This is a genomic window from Allomuricauda sp. TY007, from assembly GCF_010468565.1.
Taxonomy (GTDB): Bacteria; Bacteroidota; Bacteroidia; order Flavobacteriales; family Flavobacteriaceae; genus Flagellimonas.
This window is the reverse complement of sequence record NZ_WUEG01000008.1, coordinates 1-24,492: the sequence shown is the minus strand read 5'-3', so window position 1 is coordinate 24,492 and position 24,492 is coordinate 1. Positions and strand designations below refer to the sequence as shown.

General features: G+C 42.7%; 17 protein-coding genes. 5 read left to right on the top strand and 12 right to left on the bottom strand.

Features of this window, described 5'->3' with window-relative positions; translation table 11 throughout:
• Nucleotides 1-3 precede the first annotated feature (3 nt).
• Nucleotides 4-1,623: a sodium:solute symporter gene (locus tag GO009_RS10015; RefSeq protein WP_163626078.1), complete on the top strand. Its 1,620-nt coding sequence runs from the start codon at nt 4-6 to the stop codon at nt 1,621-1,623.
• A 151-nt stretch (nt 1,624-1,774) separates the two neighbouring features.
• On the opposite strand, the gene GO009_RS10010 is transcribed toward GO009_RS10015, so the two are convergent.
• The 3 genes from GO009_RS10010 to GO009_RS10000 are packed head-to-tail and all read right to left on the bottom strand — an operon-like array spanning nt 1,775 to nt 7,246.
• Nucleotides 1,775-3,085 carry a TolC family protein gene (locus tag GO009_RS10010; RefSeq protein ID WP_163626077.1) on the bottom strand — a complete coding sequence of 437 codons (1,311 nt, stop codon included), beginning with the start codon at nt 3,083-3,085 and terminating at the stop codon, nt 1,775-1,777.
• Nucleotides 3,075-6,173: an efflux RND transporter permease subunit gene (locus tag GO009_RS10005; protein WP_163626076.1), complete on the bottom strand. Its 3,099-nt coding sequence runs from the start codon at nt 6,171-6,173 to the stop codon at nt 3,075-3,077. Before GO009_RS10005 ends, GO009_RS10010 begins: the two co-directional genes overlap by 11 nt.
• Nucleotides 6,170-7,246 carry an efflux RND transporter periplasmic adaptor subunit gene (locus GO009_RS10000; RefSeq protein ID WP_163626075.1) on the bottom strand — a complete coding sequence of 359 codons (1,077 nt, stop codon included), beginning with the start codon at nt 7,244-7,246 and terminating at the stop codon, nt 6,170-6,172. Before GO009_RS10000 ends, GO009_RS10005 begins: the two co-directional genes overlap by 4 nt.
• A gap of 262 nt (nt 7,247-7,508) precedes the next feature.
• Here GO009_RS10000 and GO009_RS09995 point away from each other — a divergent pair, with 262 nt between their 5' ends.
• Nucleotides 7,509-8,354, top strand: a complete 846-nt coding sequence (locus GO009_RS09995) for a universal stress protein (protein WP_163626074.1) — start codon at nt 7,509-7,511, stop codon at nt 8,352-8,354.
• A gap of 4 nt (nt 8,355-8,358) precedes the next feature.
• Nucleotides 8,359-9,219, top strand: a complete 861-nt coding sequence (locus GO009_RS09990) for a universal stress protein (RefSeq protein WP_163626073.1) — start codon at nt 8,359-8,361, stop codon at nt 9,217-9,219.
• Between the two features lie 12 nt (nt 9,220-9,231).
• Here the strand turns inward: GO009_RS09990 and trxA are convergent, their stop codons facing one another.
• Nucleotides 9,232-9,531: a thioredoxin gene (gene trxA / locus GO009_RS09985; RefSeq protein ID WP_163626072.1), complete on the bottom strand. Its 300-nt coding sequence runs from the start codon at nt 9,529-9,531 to the stop codon at nt 9,232-9,234.
• 163 nt (nt 9,532-9,694) lie between these two features.
• Between trxA and GO009_RS09980 the strand changes: the two genes are divergently transcribed.
• Entirely contained in the window at nt 9,695-10,462 is a 768-nt protein-coding gene (locus GO009_RS09980) for a DUF1080 domain-containing protein (protein ID WP_163626071.1), read from the top strand.
• A 428-nt stretch (nt 10,463-10,890) separates the two neighbouring features.
• Nucleotides 10,891-11,409, top strand: coding sequence for a DUF5004 domain-containing protein (locus GO009_RS09975; protein ID WP_163626070.1), 519 nt, complete (start codon nt 10,891-10,893; stop codon nt 11,407-11,409).
• Nucleotides 11,410-12,639: 1,230 nt separating this feature from the next.
• On the opposite strand, the gene GO009_RS09965 is transcribed toward GO009_RS09975, so the two are convergent.
• The 8 genes from GO009_RS09965 to GO009_RS09925 all read right to left on the bottom strand — a co-directional run bounded on the left by GO009_RS09965 (nt 12,640) and on the right by GO009_RS09925 (nt 24,401).
• Nucleotides 12,640-14,097, bottom strand: coding sequence for a TolC family protein (locus tag GO009_RS09965; RefSeq protein ID WP_163626068.1), 1,458 nt, complete (start codon nt 14,095-14,097; stop codon nt 12,640-12,642).
• Nucleotides 14,057-17,326, bottom strand: coding sequence for an efflux RND transporter permease subunit (locus GO009_RS09960; RefSeq protein WP_163626067.1), 3,270 nt, complete (start codon nt 17,324-17,326; stop codon nt 14,057-14,059). The genes GO009_RS09965 and GO009_RS09960 overlap by 41 nt, the downstream gene beginning before the upstream one ends.
• Nucleotides 17,327-17,349: 23 nt before the next feature.
• Nucleotides 17,350-18,432, bottom strand: a complete 1,083-nt coding sequence (locus GO009_RS09955) for an efflux RND transporter periplasmic adaptor subunit (protein WP_163626066.1) — start codon at nt 18,430-18,432, stop codon at nt 17,350-17,352.
• 146 nt (nt 18,433-18,578) lie between these two features.
• Entirely contained in the window at nt 18,579-18,980 is a 402-nt protein-coding gene (locus GO009_RS09950) for a hypothetical protein (RefSeq protein ID WP_163626065.1), read from the bottom strand.
• 1,012 nt (nt 18,981-19,992) lie between these two features.
• Nucleotides 19,993-20,823, bottom strand: a complete 831-nt coding sequence (locus tag GO009_RS09945) for an SGNH/GDSL hydrolase family protein (protein WP_163626064.1) — start codon at nt 20,821-20,823, stop codon at nt 19,993-19,995.
• Between the two features lie 4 nt (nt 20,824-20,827).
• Nucleotides 20,828-22,243, bottom strand: a complete 1,416-nt coding sequence (locus GO009_RS17650) for a cytosine permease (protein ID WP_239057440.1) — start codon at nt 22,241-22,243, stop codon at nt 20,828-20,830.
• Between the two features lie 45 nt (nt 22,244-22,288).
• Entirely contained in the window at nt 22,289-23,434 is a 1,146-nt protein-coding gene (locus GO009_RS09930) for an alpha-hydroxy acid oxidase (RefSeq protein WP_163626061.1), read from the bottom strand.
• 1 nt (nt 23,435) lies between these two features.
• Nucleotides 23,436-24,401 carry an FGGY-family carbohydrate kinase gene (locus GO009_RS09925; protein ID WP_203532430.1) on the bottom strand — a complete coding sequence of 322 codons (966 nt, stop codon included), beginning with the start codon at nt 24,399-24,401 and terminating at the stop codon, nt 23,436-23,438.
• Nucleotides 24,402-24,492: the final 91 nt, after the last annotated feature.

The window sequence follows — 24,492 nt, the reverse complement described above, 5'->3', positions numbered from 1 at the left end:
GTTATGCAGACATTGGATACTTTTGATTGGATTGCGATATCCATCTATTTCTTGGTGCTTCTAGGGATTGCCCTATGGGTTATTCGAAAAAAGGAAAACAACACCGAAGATTACTTTTTGGCGGGCAGAAATGTGGGATGGTTTGTGGTCGGTGCCTCCATTTTTGCATCGAACATCGGTTCGGAGCACGTTGTGGGACTCGCAGGAGCGGGTGCCGGCGACCGTTTGCCCATGCTGATTTACGAAATCCAGGCTTGGATTGTCTTGATTTTGGGTTGGGTATTCTTGCCCTTCTACGCAAGAGCGGGAGTGTTTACCATGCCCGAGTTTTTGGAAAAACGTTTTGATGCAAGAGCCAGATGGATCCTATCCGTCTTCTCGATTGTGGCCTACGTGCTTACCAAAATCTCCGTGACCATTTATGCTGGTGGGGTAGTGGTTTCCGCACTCCTTGGTATCGATTTTTGGACAGGTGCCATAGCAACTGTTGTGCTTACAGGGGTTTACACTGTGCTTGGAGGCATGCGTGCCGTGGTATATACCGAAACACTACAGGCCATTATCTTGGTAATAGGGGCCGCAGCCTTAACATTTATTGGTTTGGACCACGTAGGTGGATGGGAAAGTATGAAAGAAACCGTTACTCCTGAATACCTTAACATGTGGAGGTCGGCATCAGATCCTGATTTTCCTTGGCCATCACTTTTAATTGCCAGTACCATTACCGGTATTTGGTATTGGTGTACGGACCAGTATATCGTGCAGCGTGCCTTAACCGCAAAAAACATCAAAGAGGGTAGGAGAGGTACTATTTTCGGTGCTTTGTTGAAGCTCTTTCCGGTATTCTTGTTCTTGATTCCGGGTGTGATTGCCCTTACCTTGAAAATGAGAGGGGAATTGCATTGGGACAGTCCAGACGAAGCGTTTCCGGTTTTAATGAGTAACTTGTTGCCATCAGGACTTCGGGGGTTGGTAGCAGCAGGTCTTTTGGCCGCTTTAATGAGCTCCTTGGCCTCAGTATTTAATTCGTGTTCTACTTTGTTTACGGTGGATATCTATAAAAAATTAAGACCCAATACGCCAGAGAAAAAATTGGTAAGAACAGGACAGATCGCTACCGTAATAGTGGTGATTATCGGTATTATTTGGATTCCGATCATGGCCAATATCTCAGGAGTGCTCTACGAATATCTGCAAAGCGTTCAATCTTATATTGCGCCTCCAATTACGGCGGTGTTCTTACTGGGTATTTTCCATAAGCGAATCAACTCTCAAGGCGCATTTGTAACCATGGTGGTTGGATTTATCGTTGGAGCTTTAAGGATTGTCCTTGAATTGGTCAAAGATTCATTGGATCCCGGAAGTTTCTGGTTCCTTTTAGGGGATATGAACTTCTTGTCCTTTGCATCATGGTTCTTCCTTTTCTGCATTATATTGATTGTGGTCGTGAGTTATGCTACCCCGGCACCATCAGATGAAAAGCTAAAGAACCTTACCTATGCCACTATTTCCGATGAAGAAAGAAAGAAGAACAAAAGCAGTTACAATTGGAAAGATATTGCCATTTCTGTCATTATTATAGCTATCGTTGCCTATGTGATGATATGGTTTAATGGTAAATAGTATCTGAGCAAATATTTTTTAAAAGATTTGCACTCTTGTAGCTAACAAAAGATAAATCACAAGAGTTGTTGGATGCACAGCAACACATAATAGGGTGCGATTAAATATGAAGAACAAATGCCCGTTCCTTTTGGAGCGGGTTTTTTCAATGCTATATCTCCAAATCCCCGGCCAGTTGTTTTAGCACGATTTCCGAAAGTTTGGCCTGGAACTTTGCATTGCTCAGACGCACACTTGCATTGATGTAGTTGAGCTGTGCCGTCCTAAACTCTATGGTGGGTATGATGCCGATGCGGTATTTTTCCACCGTGATGTCCAGGTTTTCCTTGGCAATGGCCTCGTTTCTTTCTTCGAGTTCCATCAAGCTGATATTGGTCAAATAGGTCTGATACGTGGTGTTCACCAAGGAACTTAAGGCCTGTTCTTGTTGGGCAATGGCAATTTCTGCATTCTCCAAAGCAACTTTACCAATTTTTTCGTTCCGGTTCTGGTTAAAACCATCAAACAGGTTGAGCGTGGCACCAAACCCATAATTGAATCCCCTTGATTCCGAGCTTATGGCAAAGCCCAACTCCGATTTGGAGCTACCGATGTTATATCCAGAAGTCACAAATATGGAGGGATATCGCGCCGCCTTGATCTGTTTGAGCTCCAGTTCACTGATGCGCTTATTTATTTTTTCGGCCTGTAACTGGGGATTCTCCGAAGCTACCTTGGTCTCCAGTTCGTCCAGTGCCAGTTTCTGATCCACAAAAATTTCAGGAACTACTTTAAAATCAATCTTCAGGTCACGGGCCAATTGTTCGTTCAACTGGATCTTGGTGTTCTTATAAAGTTCTTGTTGTCGTTGCATCAAGGTTTGGTCCGTGTTCAGGTCCACTTGGGCATTTAAAACCTCCAATTTGGAAGCCTTACCTATGGTAAAACGGTTCTGTGCCAACTCCACGCGCTGTTCTGATATGATGAGGGTACTGTCCAAGGCCGATAATTGCTGTTGCTGTTGAACCAAATCGTAATAAGTGATCATAACCTCGCCCACTGTCGTCAAGATGGCCTGCTTCAGTTCGGCCTCACCCAATTTTTTGGTTTCCTTCAACTGCTCAAAGTTGGCAAACATGCGCAAGCCGTCAAAAACGGTCCATTCCAAAGCTACACCGTAATTTAAGCTGCTGTTCTTTACATTGTCCCTTTCCTGAAGGGTACCATCGTTTCGTAGCTGGGATAAATTCTGAATGCTGTTGTTGTCCGATAGATTTGCGTCCAGCGTTGGAAGTATCCCTGCTTGCCCAAGGGTAGCTCCCAGCTCATCTATTTTTAGTTCGTTTTGTGCTGTTTTTATCTGATAATTGTTGTCGAGGGCAATTTTGACGGCTTCCTGCACAGTAAGGACTTCCTGTGCTTCTGCACAAAAAACACTTCCCATGATAAATATCAAAATACGTAATCTCATTTTAATGCCCATGTGAGGAAAGTTCAAGGTTTTTGAATTCAGGACGTACTACTTTTTTTCTGGACCACATCAGGTACAATGCCGGAATGATGAACAGGGTGAGCACTAAAGAAAACAACGTGCCACCAATAATCACCACTCCCATGCCGGTCCGGCTCGTGGATGCTGCTCCCAGTGACAGTGCTATCGGCAATGCTCCCAATGCAATGGTAAGACTGGTCATCAAAATGGGGCGTAATCTCGATACCGAGGCCTTCATGATGGCTTCCATTTTGGAGATGGTTTCATCTTCTTCCTGCAACTGATTGGCAAATTCCACAATGAGGATGCCATTTTTGGTTACCAGTCCAATGAGCATGATAGTTCCGATCTGACTAAAAATGTTCCAGGTTTCCCCAAACAACCATAGAGAGAACATGGCTCCTGCAACGGCCATGGGCACGGTGAGGATAATGATAATGGGATCGATAAAACTTTCAAACTGGGCGGCCAGAATCAAAAATATCAAGAGAAAAGCCAAACCAAAGGCAAAGGCCGTGTTGGAGCTACTTTCCACAAAATCACGTGATTCTCCACCAAGATCGGTGGTGAATGAATCATCGAGCACCCTGTCCTTTATGGCATTCATGGCGTCGATTCCATCCCCGATGCTCTTACCAGGTGCCAAGTTTGCCGAAACGGTGGCGGACATATATCTGTTGTTGTGGAACAATTGTGGCGGACTACTGTGTTCTTCGGTGGTCACCAAGTTGTCCAACTGGATGAGCTGACCTTCTTTGTTTTTTACAAAAATGGAGGTAAGGTCTGTGGGTTCGTTCCGATCCTGCTTGTCGAACTGTCCAATGACCTGATATTGTTTTCCGTTCATCAAAAAATAGCCAAAACGCTGACCGCTCAAGGAAAGTTGGAGGGTCTGTGCCACGTCCCTGACAGAAACCCCAAGGCTTTCCGCTTTTTCCCTATCGATGGAAACATAGATTTCAGGCTTGTTGAACTTTAGGTTGACATCGACAAAGGAGAAGGTCGGGTCTTTTTCGGCCTCGGCCATGAATTCGGGCACTTTTTCTTCCAACTTTTGGAAATTCTTTGCCTGAATGATGAACTGGATAGGCGGGCCACCACGCCGGTTTACCGAAATCGTAGGTCTTTCGGATACATTTGATCGTCCTCCGACAAAAGCTTTGGCCCATTGCCCTAGATCCTCTGCAATTTCATGTTGGGAGCGTTCACGTTCGCTAGGGTCCACCAAGGCCACGTTGGCACGGCCACTGTTCACCGATGAAGTTCCGAAGCCGGGAGAGGTCAAAATAAGGCTGACCTTTTTTTCGGGTATGGAATCATTGATCAGTTCCGTGATTCCCGTCATTAATTTGTCCATGTACTCGTATGAAGATCCTTCCGGTGCCGTAACGCTCAAACGGACAAAGCTACGGTCATCATACGGTGCGGTCTCCTTCTGAAGTAAGGAGTAGAAAAGCACAATCAATCCTAAACATCCGATTAGGATGGGGAAACTGAGCCATTTTCGTTGCATGAACTTTTCAAGCGCACTTTTGTAGGACTCGTTCATGGCCACAAAGTATTTTTCGGTGACCTGATAGAATTTGGAACGACTTTGCTTTCCGGGTTTGGTCAGGTAGGCGTTCAGCATGGGCGTGAGCGTGAGGGAAACGAAGGCCGATACCAAGACCGCGGTGCCTAGAACAACCCCAAACTCTCTGAAAAGACGACCCACAAATCCTTCCAAAAAAATCACGGGAAGGAATACCGCCGCCAAAGTGATGGAAATGGAAATAACGGCAAAAAAGATTTCTTTGGAACCTTTTATGGCCGCTTCGATGGGGTTCATTCCCTCTTCAATCTTTTTGTAAATGTTCTCCGTGACCACGATACCATCATCCACCACCAATCCGGTGGCCAGCACTATGGCCAATAGGGTAAGCACATTGACGGAGAATCCCAAGAGCCACATAAAAAAGAAGGTAGCGATAAGGGAAACCGGAATATCCAGCAAGGGGCGCAAGGCCAGGGACCAGTTTCTGAAAAATAGATAAATCACCAAGATAACCAGAACGATGGATATCAAAATGGTTTCGGCAACCTCGGTGACTGCTTTTTTGACGAACACGGTGTCGTCTATAACAATGTTCAGTTTAAAATCTTCCGGGAGGTCTTTTTGCAGCTTTTCATATTCTTCATAAAAGGCATCTGCAATTTCAAGATAGTTGGTGCCCGGTTGTGGAATCACGGCAACGGCCACCATGGGTTGTCCCGAGTCACTCATTTTGGTTTCCATGTTCTCACCTTCAAGACTGGCGCGGCCTATATCGCTGAGCTGCACTAGTTTTTCTCCATCTGCCAAAATGATGATATTGTTAAACTCCTCTTCGGTATTGAGGTTGCCTAGGGTTTTTACGGTCAGTTCGGTATTCTCTCCGGTTAGTTTTCCAGAGGGCAATTCAATATTTTGGGCCAAAAGTGCAGCGCGCACATCGGCCACGGTAAGTCCGTAGGAGGCCAGTTTTAAGGGGTCTATCCACAACCGCATGGCATACCTGCGTTGTCCCCATATCTGTACACCGCTCACCCCGGGAATGGTCTCAATGCGTTGCGCAATGACATTTTCGGCATAATCGGAAAGTTCCAAAATGTTCTTGTTGTCACTCTGTACGGTCATGGAAATGATCCTATCGGCATCGGCATCGGCCTTGGAAACCACGGGAGGGGCGTCCAAATCTTCGGGAAGGCTGCGCAGGGATTGCGAAACCTTGTCCCGGACATCGTTGGCGGCAGCTTCCAGATCTTTGTCCAATTCAAATTCGATGGTGATGGAACTAGATCCTTGAACGCTGGAAGACGTAATGTTCCTGATTCCGTCGATGGAGTTGATGGCTTTTTCAAGTGGCTCCGTAATCTGTGACTCAATGATATCCGCATTGGCACCGGAATAATTGGTGCGGACGGAAACCACGGCGGGGTCAATGGAAGGAAACTCCCGCACACCCAAGAAGGTGTAGCCAATGATTCCAAAAAGAATAATGGTTATGTTCATCACAATGGTGAGAACCGGTCTTTTTATGCTTATGGCAGAGAGGTTCATTTGATTTGGGTCAAAGGTTCAAATTCTTCCAAAACAACGTCTACCGGGGAACCGTTCTGCAAAGCCATGACACCATAGGTCAAAACGGTATCGCCAGGTTGTAGATTGGTCAACACCCGTACTGCTTTACCGGTCCGTGACCCGATTTCAACATCTACTTCCTTGGCCTTGCCATTCTCCAAGATAAAAATTTTCTTTCCGTTTTGTACGGGAATCAGGGATTCTGATGGCACCAAAAGGGCATCGTCCACGGTTTCGAGGGGCAGCATTATATTGGCGTAGGCCCCAGGGTACAGTTTATTGCCACTATTGTCCATGATTGCCCTCATTCGAAGGGTTCGGGTGGCAATGTCCACCTCTGGGTCTATGGCGTATATGGTGGCGTTGTGCTGTTCCCTTGAATCTGAAGTGGTAAAGGTCAGAACAGTGCCGACATTCACCTGTGATGCGTATTTCTCTGGTACGGAAAACGTAATTTTCAACTCATCGGTATTGACCAGTTTGGCAATTACAGTAGTCGGTGTCACGTAGGTTCCTTTGGAGATGGATCGCAGGCCGATGGTTCCCGAAAAAGGGGCTCTTATGGTTGTTTTTGATAGTTGGGCCTCTATCAATTCTGCTTCTGCGCTGGCTGATTGGTAATCTGCACTGGCAATATCGTACTCTTCTTGGCTTATGGCCTGTTTTTGTAGCAAAAGTTTCGCCCTTCTTTCATTTTCGGAGGCCAATTTTTTTGCCGTAAGTGCTTTGGAAAGTTGGGCGCGAAGCTCAATATCATTGACTTTTAGCAGTATCTGTCCTTCCGAAACCTTACTCCCTTCCTTAAAATTGATGCTTTCAACAACCCCTGGCACCTCACTTCGTATTTCAATCTGTTCGTCGGCTTCCAAAGTTCCTGCAAGGGCAATGTTGTCCTTGAAAGTCTGGGGTTTTAGAATCATTCCGGTAACTGTGGGGATACTGGGCCCTGTTCCTCTAGGTTTCGCCGCTTCCGCATTGGACTTGATTCTGTACGCTATCAGCGCACCTATTCCCACTACTAGTAGGATATAAACAATATTTCTGACTTTCATTTTGGTTTGGTGGATGGTACGCTATTTTTTCATAAATAGCTTAACTTCAAAGATAAAGTTTGCTGCTTGTACGGTAAAGCTTGATAAAGGTATTTTAACACAAGAATCCTTTGAACGTCCATAAGTTATGGTTTAACGACGTATTATCGGGTGTAAAATACAATTTGATGCTCAGAATGTTAAATTTTATATTTTTAGGTGATGACCAAAATCATTTTTTGCCAACTCACCTACTTATATCTTTGATAAAAGCGAGATACCCATGAAAACCGTATTGATTCCTACCGATTTTTCAAAAAATGCTTTGCATGCCTTGCAATATGCACAAGAACTTTTTAAATGTGAGCGTGCTTGTTTTTTTGTGTTGCACGCCTATGGTGAGGAGGTGTACGGCAAGTACAAAACAGCAGTGTTAGAGGGTGTTGGGAAACTGAAAGAAGAAAAAAGGGAACAAACGGAAAAGAAATTGGATAAATTGGTCAACTCCGTAATTGGAGAACCGCCAAACCCGCTGCACAATTTTGAGACCGTAGCGCATTTTGACAATCTAATAGATAGTATAAATGATTTTGTGGATGAAATGAACATTGATGTGGTAATTATGGGGACCAAAGGAGAGACCAGCAACCGCAAAACCACATTCGGGAGTTTCACCATAGAAACTTTTAAATATGTAAAGTGCCCGGTGTTGGCCATACCGGAAGATTTTGAATACAGACAGCCTAAGGCCATTCTTTTTCCAACAGATTATTTGCTTCCCTATAAGCGAAGGGAGTTAAAGCTTTTAGGTGACTTGGCCGGTAAATTTAAGTCCAAGATATACTGTTTGTACATTACGGATTTTGATGAACTCAGTCCTCGACAAGAAGATAACAAGTTGTTTTTGGAAGAAACCTTGGCCAATAGCTACCTCCATTTTGAGACAACGCCCGTTAAAAACAAAGCAGAGGTTATTCTGGAGCAGATTGAGCAAAAAGACGCAGGGATGCTGGTTATGCTGAACTCAAGGCACTCCTTTTTTGAGGATATGCTCTATAGGTCGACAGTAGATTTACTGGGGTTGAAGATTAAAATACCATTTATGGTAATGCAGAACATTAAGAGATAAAATCGTGAAGAAAAAACGGATCATATTGCCCACGGACTTTTCCAATAATGCCTGGAACGCCATTGCTTATGCTTTGACGATCTTTAAAGATGTTCCCTGTGATTTTTTTATCCTGAATTCTTATCAGGTGGGTGCCTCTGGCTTATCAACCAAAATGGCGGGAGCCAACGATACCCGTTTGTACAATTTGATCAAGGAACAATCCGACCGAGACCTCAAAAGGGAATTGGAAAAAATAAAAAGCTTTGACAAAAACCCTGAACATACATTTATTGCCCGTTCCATTCCGGATAACCTTGTCAATGCCATTGGAAAGACAGTGTACCGCGAGGAGATTGATTACGTAATTATGGGAACCAAAGGAGCCTCTGGTTTAAAAGAAGTCTTTATGGGAAGCAATACCTATAAAGTTATCAAGGAAGTTGATTTTTGCCCTGTTATTGCTGTGCCCGATGATTACCAAATAGAAAAAGAAATAGATGCCATACTATTGGCCACGGGTTATGAACACCTCTTTGAAAACTATGAGCTGAAACCACTTTTGAATTTCGTTGAACATTTTAAAGCAAAATTATGGATAGCCCATGTAGGCAGTTTGGATGCACTGGCTCCTGAACAAAAAGCTTCCAAAAAAGGATTGAAAAACCGCCTTAAATCCATCGACTACGAATTTATTGAGGTGGAAAAGGATACTTCAGTTAACAATACCATTCAACAATTGGTTGAAAAAGACAAAACCATTGATATGGTTGTAATGATCAATCAAAACCATACTTTCTTTGAAAGATTGACACGGGAGCCTGTCATCAAAAAAGTGAGCTTTAACTCCAAGGTGCCGTTTTTGGTCATCCACTTATTTGAATGAACCAGCAAAAATTTACAAGAACGATTTTGCCAATTGCACAATTTCTCCCTTTTGTAGTACTCCTGATTTTCTCCAGAGTTGTTCGCCGTTTTTAAAGAAAATCATCGTAGGAACACCCCTAACTTGGTAGGTGTTGGCAAGGCTTTGGTTTTTGTCGACGTCTATTTTTACAATTTTTAGATCATCGCCCATTTCATCTTTTACCTGTTTTAGAATTGGGGCCAACATTTTACAGGGACCACACCATTCTGCCGAAAAATCTACTAGCGTTAATTGGTCGCTGTTGATCAAAGCTGCAAAATTTCCTTTCATTGTTTCTAAAAATTATAGACTGCAATTTATAAAAACTCGATTTTTCCCAAAGTGACTTAAGTCACTTAATCATCAAAAATTGTATTGATGTATATCTGGGCAACATTGGATAAATTTCTTTTTTATCTTTAGCCACTGCACTATAAATCAAACTAAACTACAAATGTATTCAAGAATTACCCGATGTATTATCGCATTATTGGTGCTGGCTTCCTGTAAGAGCGAGAAAAAAAAGGAAGAAGAGGCCAATACTTGGCGAACCAAAAAAGCGGCCATTGAAAATGCTGCCCATAACCAATTGTTGGATGTAGAAAAGGAACAGGGCTGGGAATTGCTCTTTGATGGCAAAACCATGGACGGATGGCATTTATACAACGACCCCAACGCAACATCGGTTTGGGAGGTGGTTGATGGTGAACTGCATAGCAATACCAACGATGAATCTTTAACGGCAGGCGATTTAGTTACCGATCAGCCTTATGATGATTATGAACTAGTATTGGAATGGAAGGTGGCGGGGAACGGAAATAGCGGAATTTTTATCAATGTACAAGAAATGCCGGATGTTCCGACCGCATGGCAAAGCGGGCCGGAATATCAAATGTTGGGAGCTGACCACATGGATTACGATGTTCCAGAAAAAAGGCCGGGCTGTTTATACGTTTTTCAACCTCAGCAAAATAAAGTGGAGGTGAAACAAGGGGAGTGGAACAAGACCCGAATAAAGCAAGTGGATGGCAAAGTTACGTTTTATCTAAATGGAGTTCTTACTGCTGAGGAAGATTTTAGCACACCTGAATGGAAAGAAAAGATAGCAAGGACCCATTTTTCCAAATATCCTGAGTTTGGCCAGACCACCGAGGGCAAAATAGCACTACAGTATTGGTATTTTGAAACCTGGTTCCGAAATATAAAAATCAGGGAACTCTAAGCAAATCCTTTATCAGATTACAGGTACGGGGACTTTCTGAGCGCTCATCAGCAGTTTTCCGATAGTACTTCTATTGCAAAAAAAAATAGGATTTCTACCAGCAATCAATATATTGGCTTCTTTTTTCTGTGAGTTTCTTGAGCTTGGCTTTGCAATTATGCCATAACTCATCCGCGATTTCATCATCCTCTTGTTCAATATAGGGAAAATAGGCAATGGACGTTTTGTTCACATAAACACCGGTGACCGCTCTTTTTAGATTTAATTTTATGCAGAGCTAAGGTGATTTTATGAACTCGGCCCAAAACCGGTTAATGAACATTGACTGTCTTGATTGGATGAAGTTTTGGCAAGAGATTTTTTAGAATCCGCACACAACCATTTGAACTCTTGCCCATCATTTATTAAACAATAAAATTTAAATTGAAATGAAAGAAAAGCTTTTTAATGCTGGAATCTTGATGTGTATTGGTGCAATGTTTCTATCGTGTACTTCGGATGACGGGGTGGAATGTGCCGAAGATTTTACAGGAGATCTTAGTGCCAATGAGCAAAAATTGGTAGGGGAGTGGGTACTTTCTGCAATTGTAGCTGCCAAAGAATTGGATTTGACCGATGATAATACGGACAATCCATCTACTGACCTATTTGCACAATACGCTGAATGTAAAAAAGATGCTTCTTATACATTTGAGGAAGATAGGTCGTATGCTTACGAACTGGGGAAATATGAAGAAGATTGTGAGTACGTTGTTGCATCAACAGGAACATGGGAATTGGCGTCTCAAAACCTTAGTTTGGTATCTTCCTGTAGTTTGCAAACCACTGCCTTGGAATTTAACGAGGATTCCTCTCAATTCACCTTTTCAGAAATTTACACTGTAACAGAGGTGACAGGAACTGTGGTCCAAACAAGAATTGATTTTACATACTCCTTAATACCTTAATATAAAGAACCATAACTCGATGTCCAAGACATAACCAAATATAGAGGCTACCTTTTTTAGCCTCTTTTTTTGTTGGTTTTTTTAGGGGTAGATGGTATGTTTTGCCCGTTTTTTAATAGTCCCTTGTATTTGATGGTGCTGGTCTTTAGGTCTTGTATGTTCTTCTAGGTGGCCATGCAGATACAACTCAGGTCAGACCCGATTAAACAACTTTTGATTAATCCGACTACCCGCTGTAATTCTTAGAGACGTCTTTGCTTTTTGCTCAAACCCTTATTCGTATCGTTGAATTTATAGCTTAGGTTAAGACTTATCTGTTGATTTTCTTGATAGTTGTCAAGTGCCATCACGTTTTCATCGATTGCAGGGTATCCAGATAGTTCCCTAGTGCGAAAGACATGGTTGGTTGAATCGTTAAATCTAGTTTGTCTTCTATCAGACTTCGATTTAAGACGATATCCATTCCGTAAATATTGTTGAAATTATATTTTCCATAAGACAGTTTTACTTCTGCAATCCAGATTTGCTTCCAATATCATGTTTACTGATATAAGGAAGGTGTGATTGTTTTGATTTTCTATACATGTTTAGATACCATAGCCAGATTTCAAAAAAATGGAAAACAATGATTAGAAATTAACTACAAGGAACGGATAGGGGCAGTAATGGTGATTCTAGTCCCATAATTATTTTGTTATATAGAAAAAGGGGTCCGTAAAGGGCGGATGATTTTGGGAAGTTCAATTTTTTGGTTTTGAAGCAGGTCAAACCGACAAAAATCATGTGCATTTTTTTTACAGAGAGTGCCCACCAATAGTCCTTCGAAAATTGCAAGAACAATAAAAAGTGGTACAGCAAGGGAGATTTTTTTGCTCAGGTTCCGATTTTGGGACAGTGTTTTTTATAACGATACTGTTGGGAGACACAGTAATGAAAAAGTAATAGCTGCATATGTTAAAAATTAAAGTTTCAAGAGGATTATCAGGTTTTGCACAAAAATGATGATATTCAATTAAATCTATTCTAAAATAATGCCTCGGGGCTTGCCCCGAGGATTATTTAATCGAAAAAAATTCCCAACATGCATGCATCGGGGTTTTCATCGAAACTGTCATTCCCGAGAAAATGGGAATCTAACAGTAAAATTTCGGTTTTGACCCTGGCGTCAAAATGAAACCAGAGAAATACCCCTATGGCTTGCCCAGAGGATAGTTGGTTTCAGGAAATTCTTTAATTCCAACCACCGCCCAAGGCACGGTACATATTTACCTGGGCCAACAACTGGTCTTTTTTGGTCTCAACAAGCTCCATTCGGGATTCCAAGGCCTCACGCTGTGCCAAAAGCACCTCGATGTATTCCACCCTTGCGGATTGGAACAAGCGTGTGGATAGGTCTATGGATTCCGTCAATGCCTGTACTTGACCATCCTTTAATTCATAGCTCTTTTTTAAGTTATCGATGTTGGACAACTGGTTGGCCACTTCGATGTAAGCATTCAAAATGGCCTTTTCATATTCATAAACCGATTGCAACTGTCGGTCCGTAGCATTCTTATATTGTGCCTTAATGGCATTCCTGTTAATCAATGGAGCCACCATATCACCAATAGCTGAATACAAAACAGATTCTGGCGTGGTCGTCAGGTATTTGGTATCGAACGCTTCCAGCCCCAGACCTGCTTTTATCGTAAACTCTGGATAAAAATTGGCTTTGGCCGCTTTGGTATCCAATTTCGCGGCAGCCAATTCAAACTCAGCGCTGCGCACATCAGGGCGATTCTGCAACAATTGCGAAGGTATTCCTGCGTAAATGGTATCAATCGGTGTATCGATAAAATTATCGGACGCCCGTTGAATATGTTGAGGCGTTCTACCAATCAAAAAGTTCAATCGGTTTTCCACTTCCACGATTTCCTGTTGGATTTCGTATTTATGGCTTTGGTTTTTCATGACCTCGGCCTGAAAACGCTTTAAGGCCAATTCCGTGGCACGGGCAGCTTGTTTTTGCAGTTTTACCATGCGTAGTGCATTCTGCTGAATCTCCAGGTTCTGGTCAATAATGGCCATTTGATTGTCCAAGGCCATCAACTCATAATACGAATCAGCTATCTCCGCTACCAAATTGGTCACCATGAAGTTTTTACCTTCCACACTGGACAGATATTCAAAAACCGCTGCTTTCTTCTCATTGCGAAGCTTCTTCCAAACATCGAGCTCCCAAGTGGCGAAGGCCCCGACCATATAATTGGTCAGGGGCTCGGGGAACTCTTCGCCTTCCTTTACTTCGAGATTCTTTTCCACAGCTCCGTTTCGGGTGTACTCGCCCACTTTTTCAACCTCGGCACCTGCCTGAAGATTGACAAAGGGCAAATACTCCCCTTTCTTGGCCTGAATCCTATTTTTGACCATATCCACTTGCTGCAACATGATGTTCAGCTCTTGGTTTTTTACCAAAGCCGAATCAATCAAGGCAATGAGATTAGGGTCTTTAAAGAATTCCTTCCATTCCACCAATCCCGTATTTACCGTATCCGCTGACTGGTTTTGATAGTTTTCTGGAACAGCTACGTTCTCGTCCCTAACCTCACGGGTGGGCACACAAGAATAAAGGGCCACCATCGCTATCATTCCGACTAAAAGTGATTTTCTATGCTTCATCTTGGTCACCATTTTTCTTTTTCTTTCCATTTCTTGTGGTCATTTTTTTCAAAAGTTTATTCACTTCTTTTAAGCGAGTACGCAATTTGCTCTCGCTGTCATCATTCTTAAAGAATTCCTCCGAAATCGGCTCATCATGCTCATCCTTGATAAGACTCTTGCCATCTGCCATTTTAGCAAATACGAAGTACAGACCAGGAATCAACAAGACACCGAAAATGGTTCCGATAAGCATCCCTCCCAAGGCCGAACCACCAATGGTACGGTTTCCTATGGCTCCTGCTCCAGTAGCCACCACCAATGGTATCAAACCAGCGATAAAGGCAAAGGATGTCATCAAAATCGGCCTGAAACGTTGTTTGGAACCTTCAATGGCCGCCTCGAGAATGGTTGCGCCTTGTCGATGCTTCTGCACCGCGAACTCAACGATTAATACGGCGTTCTTACCCAAAAGTCCTACCAGCATAATCATACCTATCTGGGCATACACATCGTTGGACAATCCCATGAGCTTGAGCAGAAAGAATGAACCAAACACCCCTACTGGAAGCGATAAAATTACCGCCAATGGGAGCAAGAAACTCTCGTACTGGGCAGCCAACACCAAGTAAACGAAGATGAGCACCACAATGAATATATAAATGGACTCATTTCCACGTTGGGCCTCATCGTAGGAAAGACCTTCCCACGCTATATCGTATCCTCTTGGTAAATTTTGTGCCGCAACTTCACGGATAGCATCAATGGCATCGCCACTGGTATACCCTTTGGCGGGCAATCCACGGATGGCTGCCGAATTATACAGATTATAGCGCGTTACCTCGTTTGGCCCCAACCGTTTTTCCATGGTCATAAATGAGGAATAGGGTACCATTTCCCCCTCTTCATTCTTAACAAAGAGCTTTTCCAAATCAGATGGCATACCACGATACTCGGGAGCAGCCTGGGTGTACACCTTGAAGAATCGTCCGAACCGGATGAAGCCCTGCTCATAGGTACTACCGATCAAAATGTTCAGGTTCTCCATGGCTTTTCCTATGGAAACCCCTTTTTGCATGGCGGCCTTATTGTTGATTTTCAACTCATACTGCGGATAATTGGCAGCATAGAATGTAAACAAACCGGCCAACTCCTTACGTTCACGCAAGGCATCCATAAACTCATTGTTGATTCTTTCGAACTCATGGTAATCCGTGCTATTGGTCTTGTCCAACAAACGCATCGCAAAACCACCTGATGAACCGAAACCTGGAACCGCTGGTGGCTCAAAATATTCGATGACCGCACCAAGATCCTTGGTCTCTTCTTCCAGTTCCTCCATAATGTCGTGCACGGAATGTTCCCGTTCTGACCATGGTTTTAGGTTGATGAGACAGGTACCTGCATTGGAACCACGACCTTCGGTCATGATTTCATAACCTGCCAAAGAGGAAACAGATTCAACTCCTTCGGTCTCCTCGCAAATGGCCTGAAGTTTTCTGGCCACCTCGTTGGTCCGTTCCAAAGTGGCTCCTGGAGGTGTCTGAATGATGGCATAGATCATCCCTTGGTCTTCATTGGGGATAAATCCGGCGGGCAATACTTGGTTTGTAAAGAAAATACCCGCGCAGAAAGCCAGTAACACTCCAAAAGTGACCACTCTACGGTTTACGATCTTGTTCAATACCCCAACATATCGTCCCGTAAGTTTTTCAAACCTTCCATTGAACCAATCAATGAATCGGTTTACAGGGGATTTTCGTCTTGGTTTTCCATGGGTATTTTTCAGCATCATGGCACAGAGGACTGGTGTCAATGTAAGGGCCACTATGGCCGATATCACAATAGATCCTGCCATCGTTATGGAGAACTGTCGATAGAATACCCCCACAGGTCCTGTCATGAATGAAATTGGGATGAAAACTGAGGTCATTACCAAGGTAATGGCGATAATGGCTCCACCAATTTCTCCCAATACTTCGTAGGATGCTTTGTAGGGCGTAAGGTTCTCCTCTTCCATCTTCACGTGGACGGCCTCCACTACGACAATGGCGTTATCCACCACAATACCAATGGCCAATACAAGGGCAAACAGTGTTATCAGGTTGATGGACAGTCCAAAGAGCTGCATGACGAAGAATGCCCCGATCAACGATACGGGTACCGCAATGATGGGAATCAAAGTAGAACGCCAGTCCCCTAAAAAGAGGAATACCACAATAGCCACCAGAATAAAGGCGTCACGAAGGGTATGCAGTACTTGATCTATGGATGCATCCAAGAAGTTGGACACGTCGTAGCTGATTTTATAATCGATTCCTGGAGGCATATCAGCCTCAAGTTCATCCAGTTTTTCTTTAACGGATTTGATCACATCGCTACCGTTACTGCCAAAAGTCTGTTTTAATACTATGGATGCCGATGGGTCTCCATCTAGATTGGAATAAATATCGAAGAACTCACTACCCAATTCAACCTCGGCAACATCGCCAAGTGTAAGGATTTCCCCATCATCATTGGCTTTGATAATGATATCCTTGTATTGCTGGGGTTCGTTATACCTGTTCTGATAAACCAGTACATATTCCAACGATTGTGCTTTCTTCCCCGAGCTTCGTCCTAAACGCCCAGGTCTGGCAAGAATACTTTGCTCTTCCATGGACTCCAGAATCTCTTCTGCGGAAACGTTATAGGCGCGCATTCGGTCTGGCTTGAGCCAAACCCGCATGGCAAACTTACGGCTCCCCAGGATCTTGGCACTTGCAATACCGTTGATACGCTGGATTTCGGGTATCATTTTGGTGTATGCGTAGTTGTACAGGAATTTTTCATCGTTGTTCTTGGCGTCACTGTACAGGTTCACATACATCAACATACTAGGCTGCACGGGGGTAATCACAACTCCTTCCCGCTGCACCAGCTCGGGCAACAAGGGCATTACCTGATCCACCCGTGTCTTTACCCGGACCACGGCTTGGTTGGGGTCGGTTCCTGGTTCAAAGATTACACGTAAGGTTCCTTCACCAGCACTTGTGGCATCCGATGCGATGTACCGCATACCCTGAACCCCGTTAATGGAGGTTTCCAAAGGAATCAGGGTCGAGTTCACCAATACATCGGCACTAGAACCAGGGTAAGCAATAAATATATTGACCGTGGTAGGTGCGATTTGCGGGAACTGCGAAATGGGCAGTTGTTTTATGGCCAACAGTCCCGTAAAAACAATAATGACCGAAATCACTATGGCCAATACAGGTCTGTGAATGAATTTTTTAAACATAATAACTAAGGCTTATGGGATTGTTACTCAGTGTATAAATCAAGGTGGGAGAGTACGGATTCGGGTTTTTCAAAATCGTAATGGATTTTCTCCCCACTTTTTACCATTCGGATACCTTCCAAGAGCACTTTGTCGTTCAACGAAAGTCCTTTTTCCACCACAAATAGGTGTGGTAATTCAGCACCCACAACTATTTCCCGCTGTTGTACGGTATCATTCTCATCGAGTACAAACACAAATTTTTTGTCCAACACCTCAAAAGTTGCTTTTTGAGGGATAAGCATAGCGTTGTCCAAGGGAACCCTCATTAAAATGCTTCCTGTTTCGCCATGTCTTAAAATGCCATCAGGATTAGGGAAAGTAGCCCTGAACGCAATGTTTCCTGTTTCGTGGTTGAATTCTCCTCCGATGGTCTCCACGACACCCGACTGGTTGAACTTTTTGTTGTTGGCCATTAACAGTTCAACTACCTGTTTTTCGTTCTTTTTGGAACTGGTTATGTAATCTAGGTATTCAGCTTCTGGCACATTAAAGTACACCCACATCTTGGAGTTATCGGATAAGGTTGTCAATAGTTCCCCTTCATCCAACAAACTACCTTCTCTTGCCTCCAAATGGTCCATTATCCCATCAAATGGGGCACGGATATCGGTAAACCCCAAATGGGTCTCGGCCAATGTGACTTCTGCTTTGGCTCTATCAAACTCTGCTTTGGCCATGGCAAGTTCGTTTGCAGAAACTACGTTGCCATCTGCCAATAATTTGGTGTTCTTATACTCTATTTCGGCCACTTCTGCCTCTGCTTTGGCCTTTTGCAGGTCAGCTTGGTAGACATTTGGCATAATATGGAACATTTGCTGCCCCTTTTTTACATGTTGTCCTTCATCCACATAAATGTGCTGTAAGTATCCTTTTTCCAAGGCCCTTAGCTCAATATGCCTAATGGAATGGATTTGACAGACATAGTCCTTGGTTATTGAAGTGTCTTTTTGAATGGGGCTGGACACGAGATATTTGGTTTCTTCCTTGTTCTCGTGTTCTTTGGATTCGCAGCTTGCATAGCACATTACTACAAGCAAGCCGATGAAGATGGAAAATCTCCTCATAGTTTTACTGGTTTAAAAAATGTTTAGAAATGGTCAAGGGAAGTCCGAATCCACATGAAGGAACCTGCCCTTGGTTATTGATTATTGCCTATAGGGTTGTAGAGATTTGCGCAACAAGCGGCTGCTTGAAACGCAAAAGGAAAATTCTAAATTCGGAATACCTGAAACCTAACATGCTTCCTTATGGATGAAGCGGACTTGGGTATAGAAAACCCACGGTTTGTGTTAGATTCCAAAAACAGTTGCCCCCAAGAAGCGGCAAAAAAAATGGCAGTTAAAAAACTGCCATGCTCTAATGAAAAACTATGTGATGTGGCTTCTTCCTCACGCTCATCTTTTTCTTCAATGTCAATTTCTGTACAATGCCTTTTTTCGTACCCAAGCTGCAATACATTGAAATAAGCAGAGGAATGTTGATTTTCTAGATTTTGAATATGGCAAGCATTATTCGCAATTGAAGTCTCTTGCGAATCTGCATATAAATTAATGAACCCACCCAATAATAGGAGAAAGAGCGGGAACAAATATTTTGCGAATGCCTTTTTCATTTGGGGAACAAAACTATACTACCTTATCATTACACACAAATATTTTTAAGACTAAAATAGTCCTATTGAAAGTTTATTTTTTGATTTTTTCCAGGGAATGGGCCGTGTTAGCGTTGTTTTGGAGGGGCTCTTGGAAACGGAGCAGACGGGCCATAATAAACCTAATGGTTTCAGAAGCAATTAAGACGTTAGAAATTGAAGCGGAACGAACTATCGATATTCCTGTGGATAGAGACCTGATACAATAGAGGGGATACTCTCGACATTGGACAATAAAACAATAGGGGGATTTGAAAACGAAATGTATAACCAAAAATCAGCAACATGACTCTTAACTGATGGTCCGTTTTTGTTGTAAGTCCACTTTTAGTTGAAGATTTACACTTTTTTAGATTTTTAAAGCCGGTATCGATTTGATGCCTTTCACATTGATTTCAATTGAAGATAAATGAAACCAAATAAAATAAAAAAACCTGTAAACCAGTGATTTACAGGTTTAATGTTTTGTTTTGATGGTGTTTTAGTGGAGCCGGAGGCACTAGAACCTATCTCTGGAAACCCTTGTAAATAAAGGTTTTCAAGCTTTTCAAAATTTTTTGCTCACCGAATAGGTGACCTCGTGGACGGGACTCGAACTTTTTATTGAAAATGACCATTTTTCAGGACCTCCGAGAGGGTCAAAATCAAGAGGCACCGAATTGCTCACCTTTTAGCAAACTTTAACCATTTTAACATTAAAAATGATGGATTTTAATGCGAAATGGAATTTAGGTTTCAATATATATGAATGAGTGGGCTTTTGTTGAAAATGTATATTTTTTTGGCTTTGTTTTTCGAAATGGACATTTTGATTCTTTAAGTGAGCTTTAAGAGTATTTAAAAGCGTTTATCGTTCCTGCTTTTTCTTCTCTACGAAATCATTAAAATTTCGATGTCCGCTTCAATAGTAATTTTATCCAAATGAATACAAAAAGTGAAAAATTTAGGAATAGGTCAAGCCTGAGTAAGAGAATTAAAATGATTTAAAATACATTGATGGTTGTATTGCTATAAATATAAGATTGGCAATATTTTCCATCCCAATATCTCCTGGGTGTATTCCAATACCTTCAACTTTCCATATAGATTTATCACCTTTATAATCCACTTCATTTTTGGCATAATTCTCAGGGTTGATAAGTGTTAAGTGAGATAAGTCTACTAGATAACTTTTTGTGGATAAAGCGACTTTTTTAATGGTTTTGTTTTTAACATGGGAAGGGAAGAATGGGGTCGTAAGTATTATGACTGGATTGCCATTCCCCCGAAATGATTGGATGAGTTCAATATATTTTTTTTCGAATAGTTCCATTGTGTCTTTGTTCGCTCCATCAACATTTTCCCCTAATTGAAAAACGATGATATCGGCTTGAAAAGAATGAAGAGCATTTATTGAATTGTCATTCAATGTAATGGGGTTTCTTTCAAAAGATGCAAAATTGGATATTCGCATGCACACATCATGCTGTGGCAATGAATCTTTGATTTTTTGGAACAACAAATGGGCATAGTCCATCTCTTTTTTTGAAGCGGCCATGCCACTTTCATGAGTCCAGCCAATGTCAGGGGCAATTCCATGAAAGGAAAGGCTGTTTCCAATGATCAAAAGTTTAATTTTTTCCCTTTTATTGGTGGTACACGTATCTATAAAATCAGGAACGAAAACATGGTTCATTGGATCAAGGGCATTTTCTGATGTGCCGGCTGTTTCATTGCTTGTTGTAACATCCCTTTTTGTTGAGGTAACACAACTTAATAATGATAAGCTTATGAGCAGGGAAGCTAGGATTGTTCCAGTTTTCATTTTCTTAATTAGTCTTTTTAGGGGTTGTTTTTTTGGAAATCAATAGGAACAGTACTCCACATAACAACCAAGCAGGTAGCGTCATGAATGATAAGAACACATCAAACCTAACCGAGATGAAATAACATAACCCAAAACTGATGATCCAAGACCAGAATACGGCCCTATTGAATTTCACATTCATTTTTTCTGCATAATCCATTATGATATTGGCCTTTTTTCCATAAAAGTGCTCAAATACGATAATGGCTCCTACTGGTGCCAAAATGAATCCATACAGTGCAACAAAATCCAACAACTTCATGGCAAATGCAGGGAACAGTCCAGCTAAGGTGGCTACACTGCCGGCAATAATAGTGACCCAAAATGTTGAGGTTTTAGGGATGATGGCCTGAAAAGCCAAACCAGCACGGTAAATGGTAGGATTTGCAGTTGTCCAACCGGCCAAGACAACGGCAATGGCTCCAAAGATTCCCAGAGCATTGTAAGCCAAGGGGCCGGGAGCTACGTTGGGAGCAGTGCCTTCTGTCAAAGCGGTCTGGGCCTCAGGAGATTTAAGATAGACCGCATAGAGTAGTGCAGCAGCTATCCACGCCATATAATGACCAACATACATTCCGGCAGCTGTGGTCCAACCTGAGTTTGCCTTTTTTGCAAACCGGAACACGGAAAGATCGGACATGCCCACATGCATGGCCGCATTGGCAAACCAAGACCAAATCATCACATGCCAGAAGGTATATTTTATTTGACCAGGGAAGGGCTCACTTCCCTCTCCCCAAATATTCCAAAAATCTGAGAAACTATTTACGTCAAGATCACGTAGGGCAACAATACCACTTGCCAAGAACGCCAAAACAATAATCGGGGACATATAGTTGGCCGCTTTGGAAACAGTTTCGTATCCTTTGGCCGCAATCAACGAAATTACAGCCCCGATAGCCAATACGATAACGACCCATGTAATACCGTTGGGCATGGTATCCGTTAGCTTCGGCATTTCCATATCAAAAGGAATACCGACGGCAGTAGCCGAAACAGTAATCATAGCTCCTGCAAGGAAGCAAAATAGGATTCCATTGGCCAAATTATAGCCGATAACCAATTTTTTGCCAACGATTTTCTCCAATTGATAATACAGGGTAAGTCGATATTTTACCGCGATTTCTGCAGTAAGGAATCTCCAGCTAAGTACTGCCAAAAGGTTTCCTAATAAAAGGCCAATGAGCAAATCAAAAGCACTTACTCCCGTGGTCAAGAATAGAGGCCCTATAACAAATTCCGTGCCTGCTGCGTGCTCACCAGCATACATGCCCAAAAAGCTTTTCCAGCTCTTTAACTTTGACTTTGGGACTGGTTCTCTTTCATATTCGCCGCCCTCTATTTCTTCAATATCCTCTTCAATATTATATTGGGTCATTTAGTTTAGTTTGTTTCGTTAATTGTTGTGTGCTAGTTTAGTTTATCAGATCAAGTGTTGGCAAAGGTCTTCGATACGTTCGCAGCACAATTGATCCATAATTTGTTGTAGTTGTACTTTTAGGATGGTCATGGTATGGTCTCCTCCTTTATTTCCCATGGCCGCTGCCCCATACATAAAGGAGCGCCCCATAAAGGTGAACTCCGCTCCCCGAGCAAGGGAACGAGCCATATCGGGGCCTGAGCGCATTCCACTGTCCATCATAATAGTAATTTGATGTTTGTATTTTTCTGCAATTCGGGTCAATGGGGCAATGGTCGACTCCCCTGCATCCAATTGTCTTCCCCCGTGATTGGAAACTATTATACCATCAAACCCTAATCTGATTGCCTGTTCGGTATCCTCTTCTGAAGCCACTCCTTTCAATACCAACTTACCTTTCCATTTGTCACGGATAGGTTTGATACGCTCCTCATTCAATCGGCCAGAAAAGGTTTTGTCCATAAACTTGCCCAATTGCTTCAGATTGAGCCCCTCCGGGGTATATGGTTTTAGGGTTTCAAAAGTGGGAATGCCATATTTTAAGGTCTGTAAGGCCCAACAGGGCTTGCCCAAAACCTGAAGGATATTGGCCAAAGTCATTTTCGGCGGTAGGGCCAGGCCATTTTTGAAATCCCTTGGCCTGTAACCAAAAGTAGGAACATCGCACAGTAGGACCAATACTGGGCAACCAGCGGCCTCCGCTCTATCCAAAATATCATTTCTTACCGCATCCTCTGCGGGGTTGTACAATTGGAACCAGGCCCTTCCCTCGGTAAGCTCACTGGCCCTCTCGATGTCCATGGTGGTCACCGTACTCAAAATAAACGGCACATTGTGTTTGTTTGCTGCTTTTGCCAGAATTTCTGGTGAATTGGGCCACATGAGCCCTTGCAGCCCGACAGGGGCAACACCAAAAGGCGCGTCATATTCTTCACCAAAGAGTTTTGTTTTTATGGATGAACCCTTAAAGTCCTTGATATAGGTCGGTTTTAAGGTAATGTCCCTTATTTCGGAAGTGTTCCGCTTAATGTTTACATCCTCGTTACAGCCCCCGTCCAAATATTCAAATGCAAAACGGGGAATCCTTTTTTTGGCTTTTTCCCTTAAATCATCAACGGAAGGGTAGCGGGTATCAAAACTTTGGGCCATGTCAATTTGCAATTAGGGATCTGTGTTTTTTTAAGGCGTAGTTTTTCTTTAGGAATTTTTGGTCCAGTTCAATATTGGAAATGGCAATGGCGGCTCCCAATGCAGAACCCAAAGAAGCGTCGGTTGTCTTCACGTCCATACCGTTCAGTCCCCGAGCTAGTAATTCAACAAATATTGTATTGTTGGCAAACCCACCATCAATGTACAATTGATCGATATCATTTGCTCCAATCGCTCTTTTTATGCTTTCGATCTGAAGCTCTGCCAATTCCATCATCAATTGGTGATAGCCTTCTTCATAGGTTTTGAAATTCATAGGAGCTCTAGTTTTGGGTGATGCAACGGCAAGACTGGTCCATTTGAATTTGTGAGAGAAATTGTCATTTAATTTTTGATACAGGCCAACATTAAAAGTTATCGATTCGTGATGGTTTTGGGGCACCTTGAAATGTTGGGACAGTTCCTTGATTTTTTCGTTGTATTCGTTCCCCAAAAATAGGCGGGCTGCTTTCACAGGCTCACCATTGATCCGCATATAATAAATACAATCGGAAACCGAATCCTCATCAGTTAAAAGTCCTTTGGTGAACGGATTGAGGACTATGCTCCATGTTCCGGTGGAGAGCAATATGAATTTTTTGTCAATACTTCGGATATAGGGCAAAAGTGCTGAAGAACTATCGTGGATGCCAACCCCTACCTTGATTTGATGCCCCATAAGGTCGGTGTTTATACTAGTTCCCGTGTCCACAATGGAGGGTAGCATTTTATGGATCTCTTCCTTGTACACCCAATCGTGGTAATCCTGCTTTTCAAAATTCCAAAGAGCGGTATGGCATCCTATACTGGTGTATTCGCTTACCGGAATGCCCGTAAACAGATAACTCAGATATTGTGGAAGATGTAATGAATGTGGATAAGCCGGGTAAACTGACCCACCTTCGCCGGATGAAACTGACCATGGCAAATGGACTGCCCAGATTTGATCTATCCTTGGGTTAAACTTAGTTTTTATTTTTCAATTTTCTTCTCATTGATTCTCCTTTTATATCTATTCT

Excerpts from the sequence above, each read along its gene's own strand:
- GO009_RS09945 (WP_163626064.1), bottom strand. The coding sequence starts at position 20,823 with ATGAAAACTGGAACAATCCTAGCTTCCCTGCTCATAAGCTTATCATTA.
- GO009_RS09955 (WP_163626066.1), bottom strand. The coding sequence starts at position 18,432 with ATGAGGAGATTTTCCATCTTCATCGGCTTGCTTGTAGTAATGTGCTAT.
- GO009_RS09930 (WP_163626061.1), bottom strand. The coding sequence starts at position 23,434 with ATGGCCCAAAGTTTTGATACCCGCTACCCTTCCGTTGATGATTTAAGG.
- GO009_RS09980 (WP_163626071.1), top strand. The coding sequence starts at position 9,695 with ATGTATTCAAGAATTACCCGATGTATTATCGCATTATTGGTGCTGGCT.
- GO009_RS10010 (WP_163626077.1), bottom strand. The coding sequence starts at position 3,085 with ATGGGCATTAAAATGAGATTACGTATTTTGATATTTATCATGGGAAGT.
- GO009_RS09960 (WP_163626067.1), bottom strand. The coding sequence starts at position 17,326 with ATGTTTAAAAAATTCATTCACAGACCTGTATTGGCCATAGTGATTTCG.
- GO009_RS10005 (WP_163626076.1), bottom strand. The coding sequence starts at position 6,173 with ATGAACCTCTCTGCCATAAGCATAAAAAGACCGGTTCTCACCATTGTG.
- GO009_RS09995 (WP_163626074.1), top strand. The coding sequence starts at position 7,509 with ATGAAAACCGTATTGATTCCTACCGATTTTTCAAAAAATGCTTTGCAT.
- GO009_RS09975 (WP_163626070.1), top strand. The coding sequence starts at position 10,891 with ATGAAAGAAAAGCTTTTTAATGCTGGAATCTTGATGTGTATTGGTGCA.
- GO009_RS10000 (WP_163626075.1), bottom strand. The coding sequence starts at position 7,246 with ATGAAAGTCAGAAATATTGTTTATATCCTACTAGTAGTGGGAATAGGT.
- GO009_RS10015 (WP_163626078.1), top strand. The coding sequence starts at position 4 with ATGCAGACATTGGATACTTTTGATTGGATTGCGATATCCATCTATTTC.
- GO009_RS17650 (WP_239057440.1), bottom strand. The coding sequence starts at position 22,243 with ATGACCCAATATAATATTGAAGAGGATATTGAAGAAATAGAGGGCGGC.
- GO009_RS09965 (WP_163626068.1), bottom strand. The coding sequence starts at position 14,097 with ATGGAAAGAAAAAGAAAAATGGTGACCAAGATGAAGCATAGAAAATCA.
- trxA (WP_163626072.1), bottom strand. The coding sequence starts at position 9,531 with ATGAAAGGAAATTTTGCAGCTTTGATCAACAGCGACCAATTAACGCTA.
- GO009_RS09950 (WP_163626065.1), bottom strand. The coding sequence starts at position 18,980 with ATGAAAAAGGCATTCGCAAAATATTTGTTCCCGCTCTTTCTCCTATTA.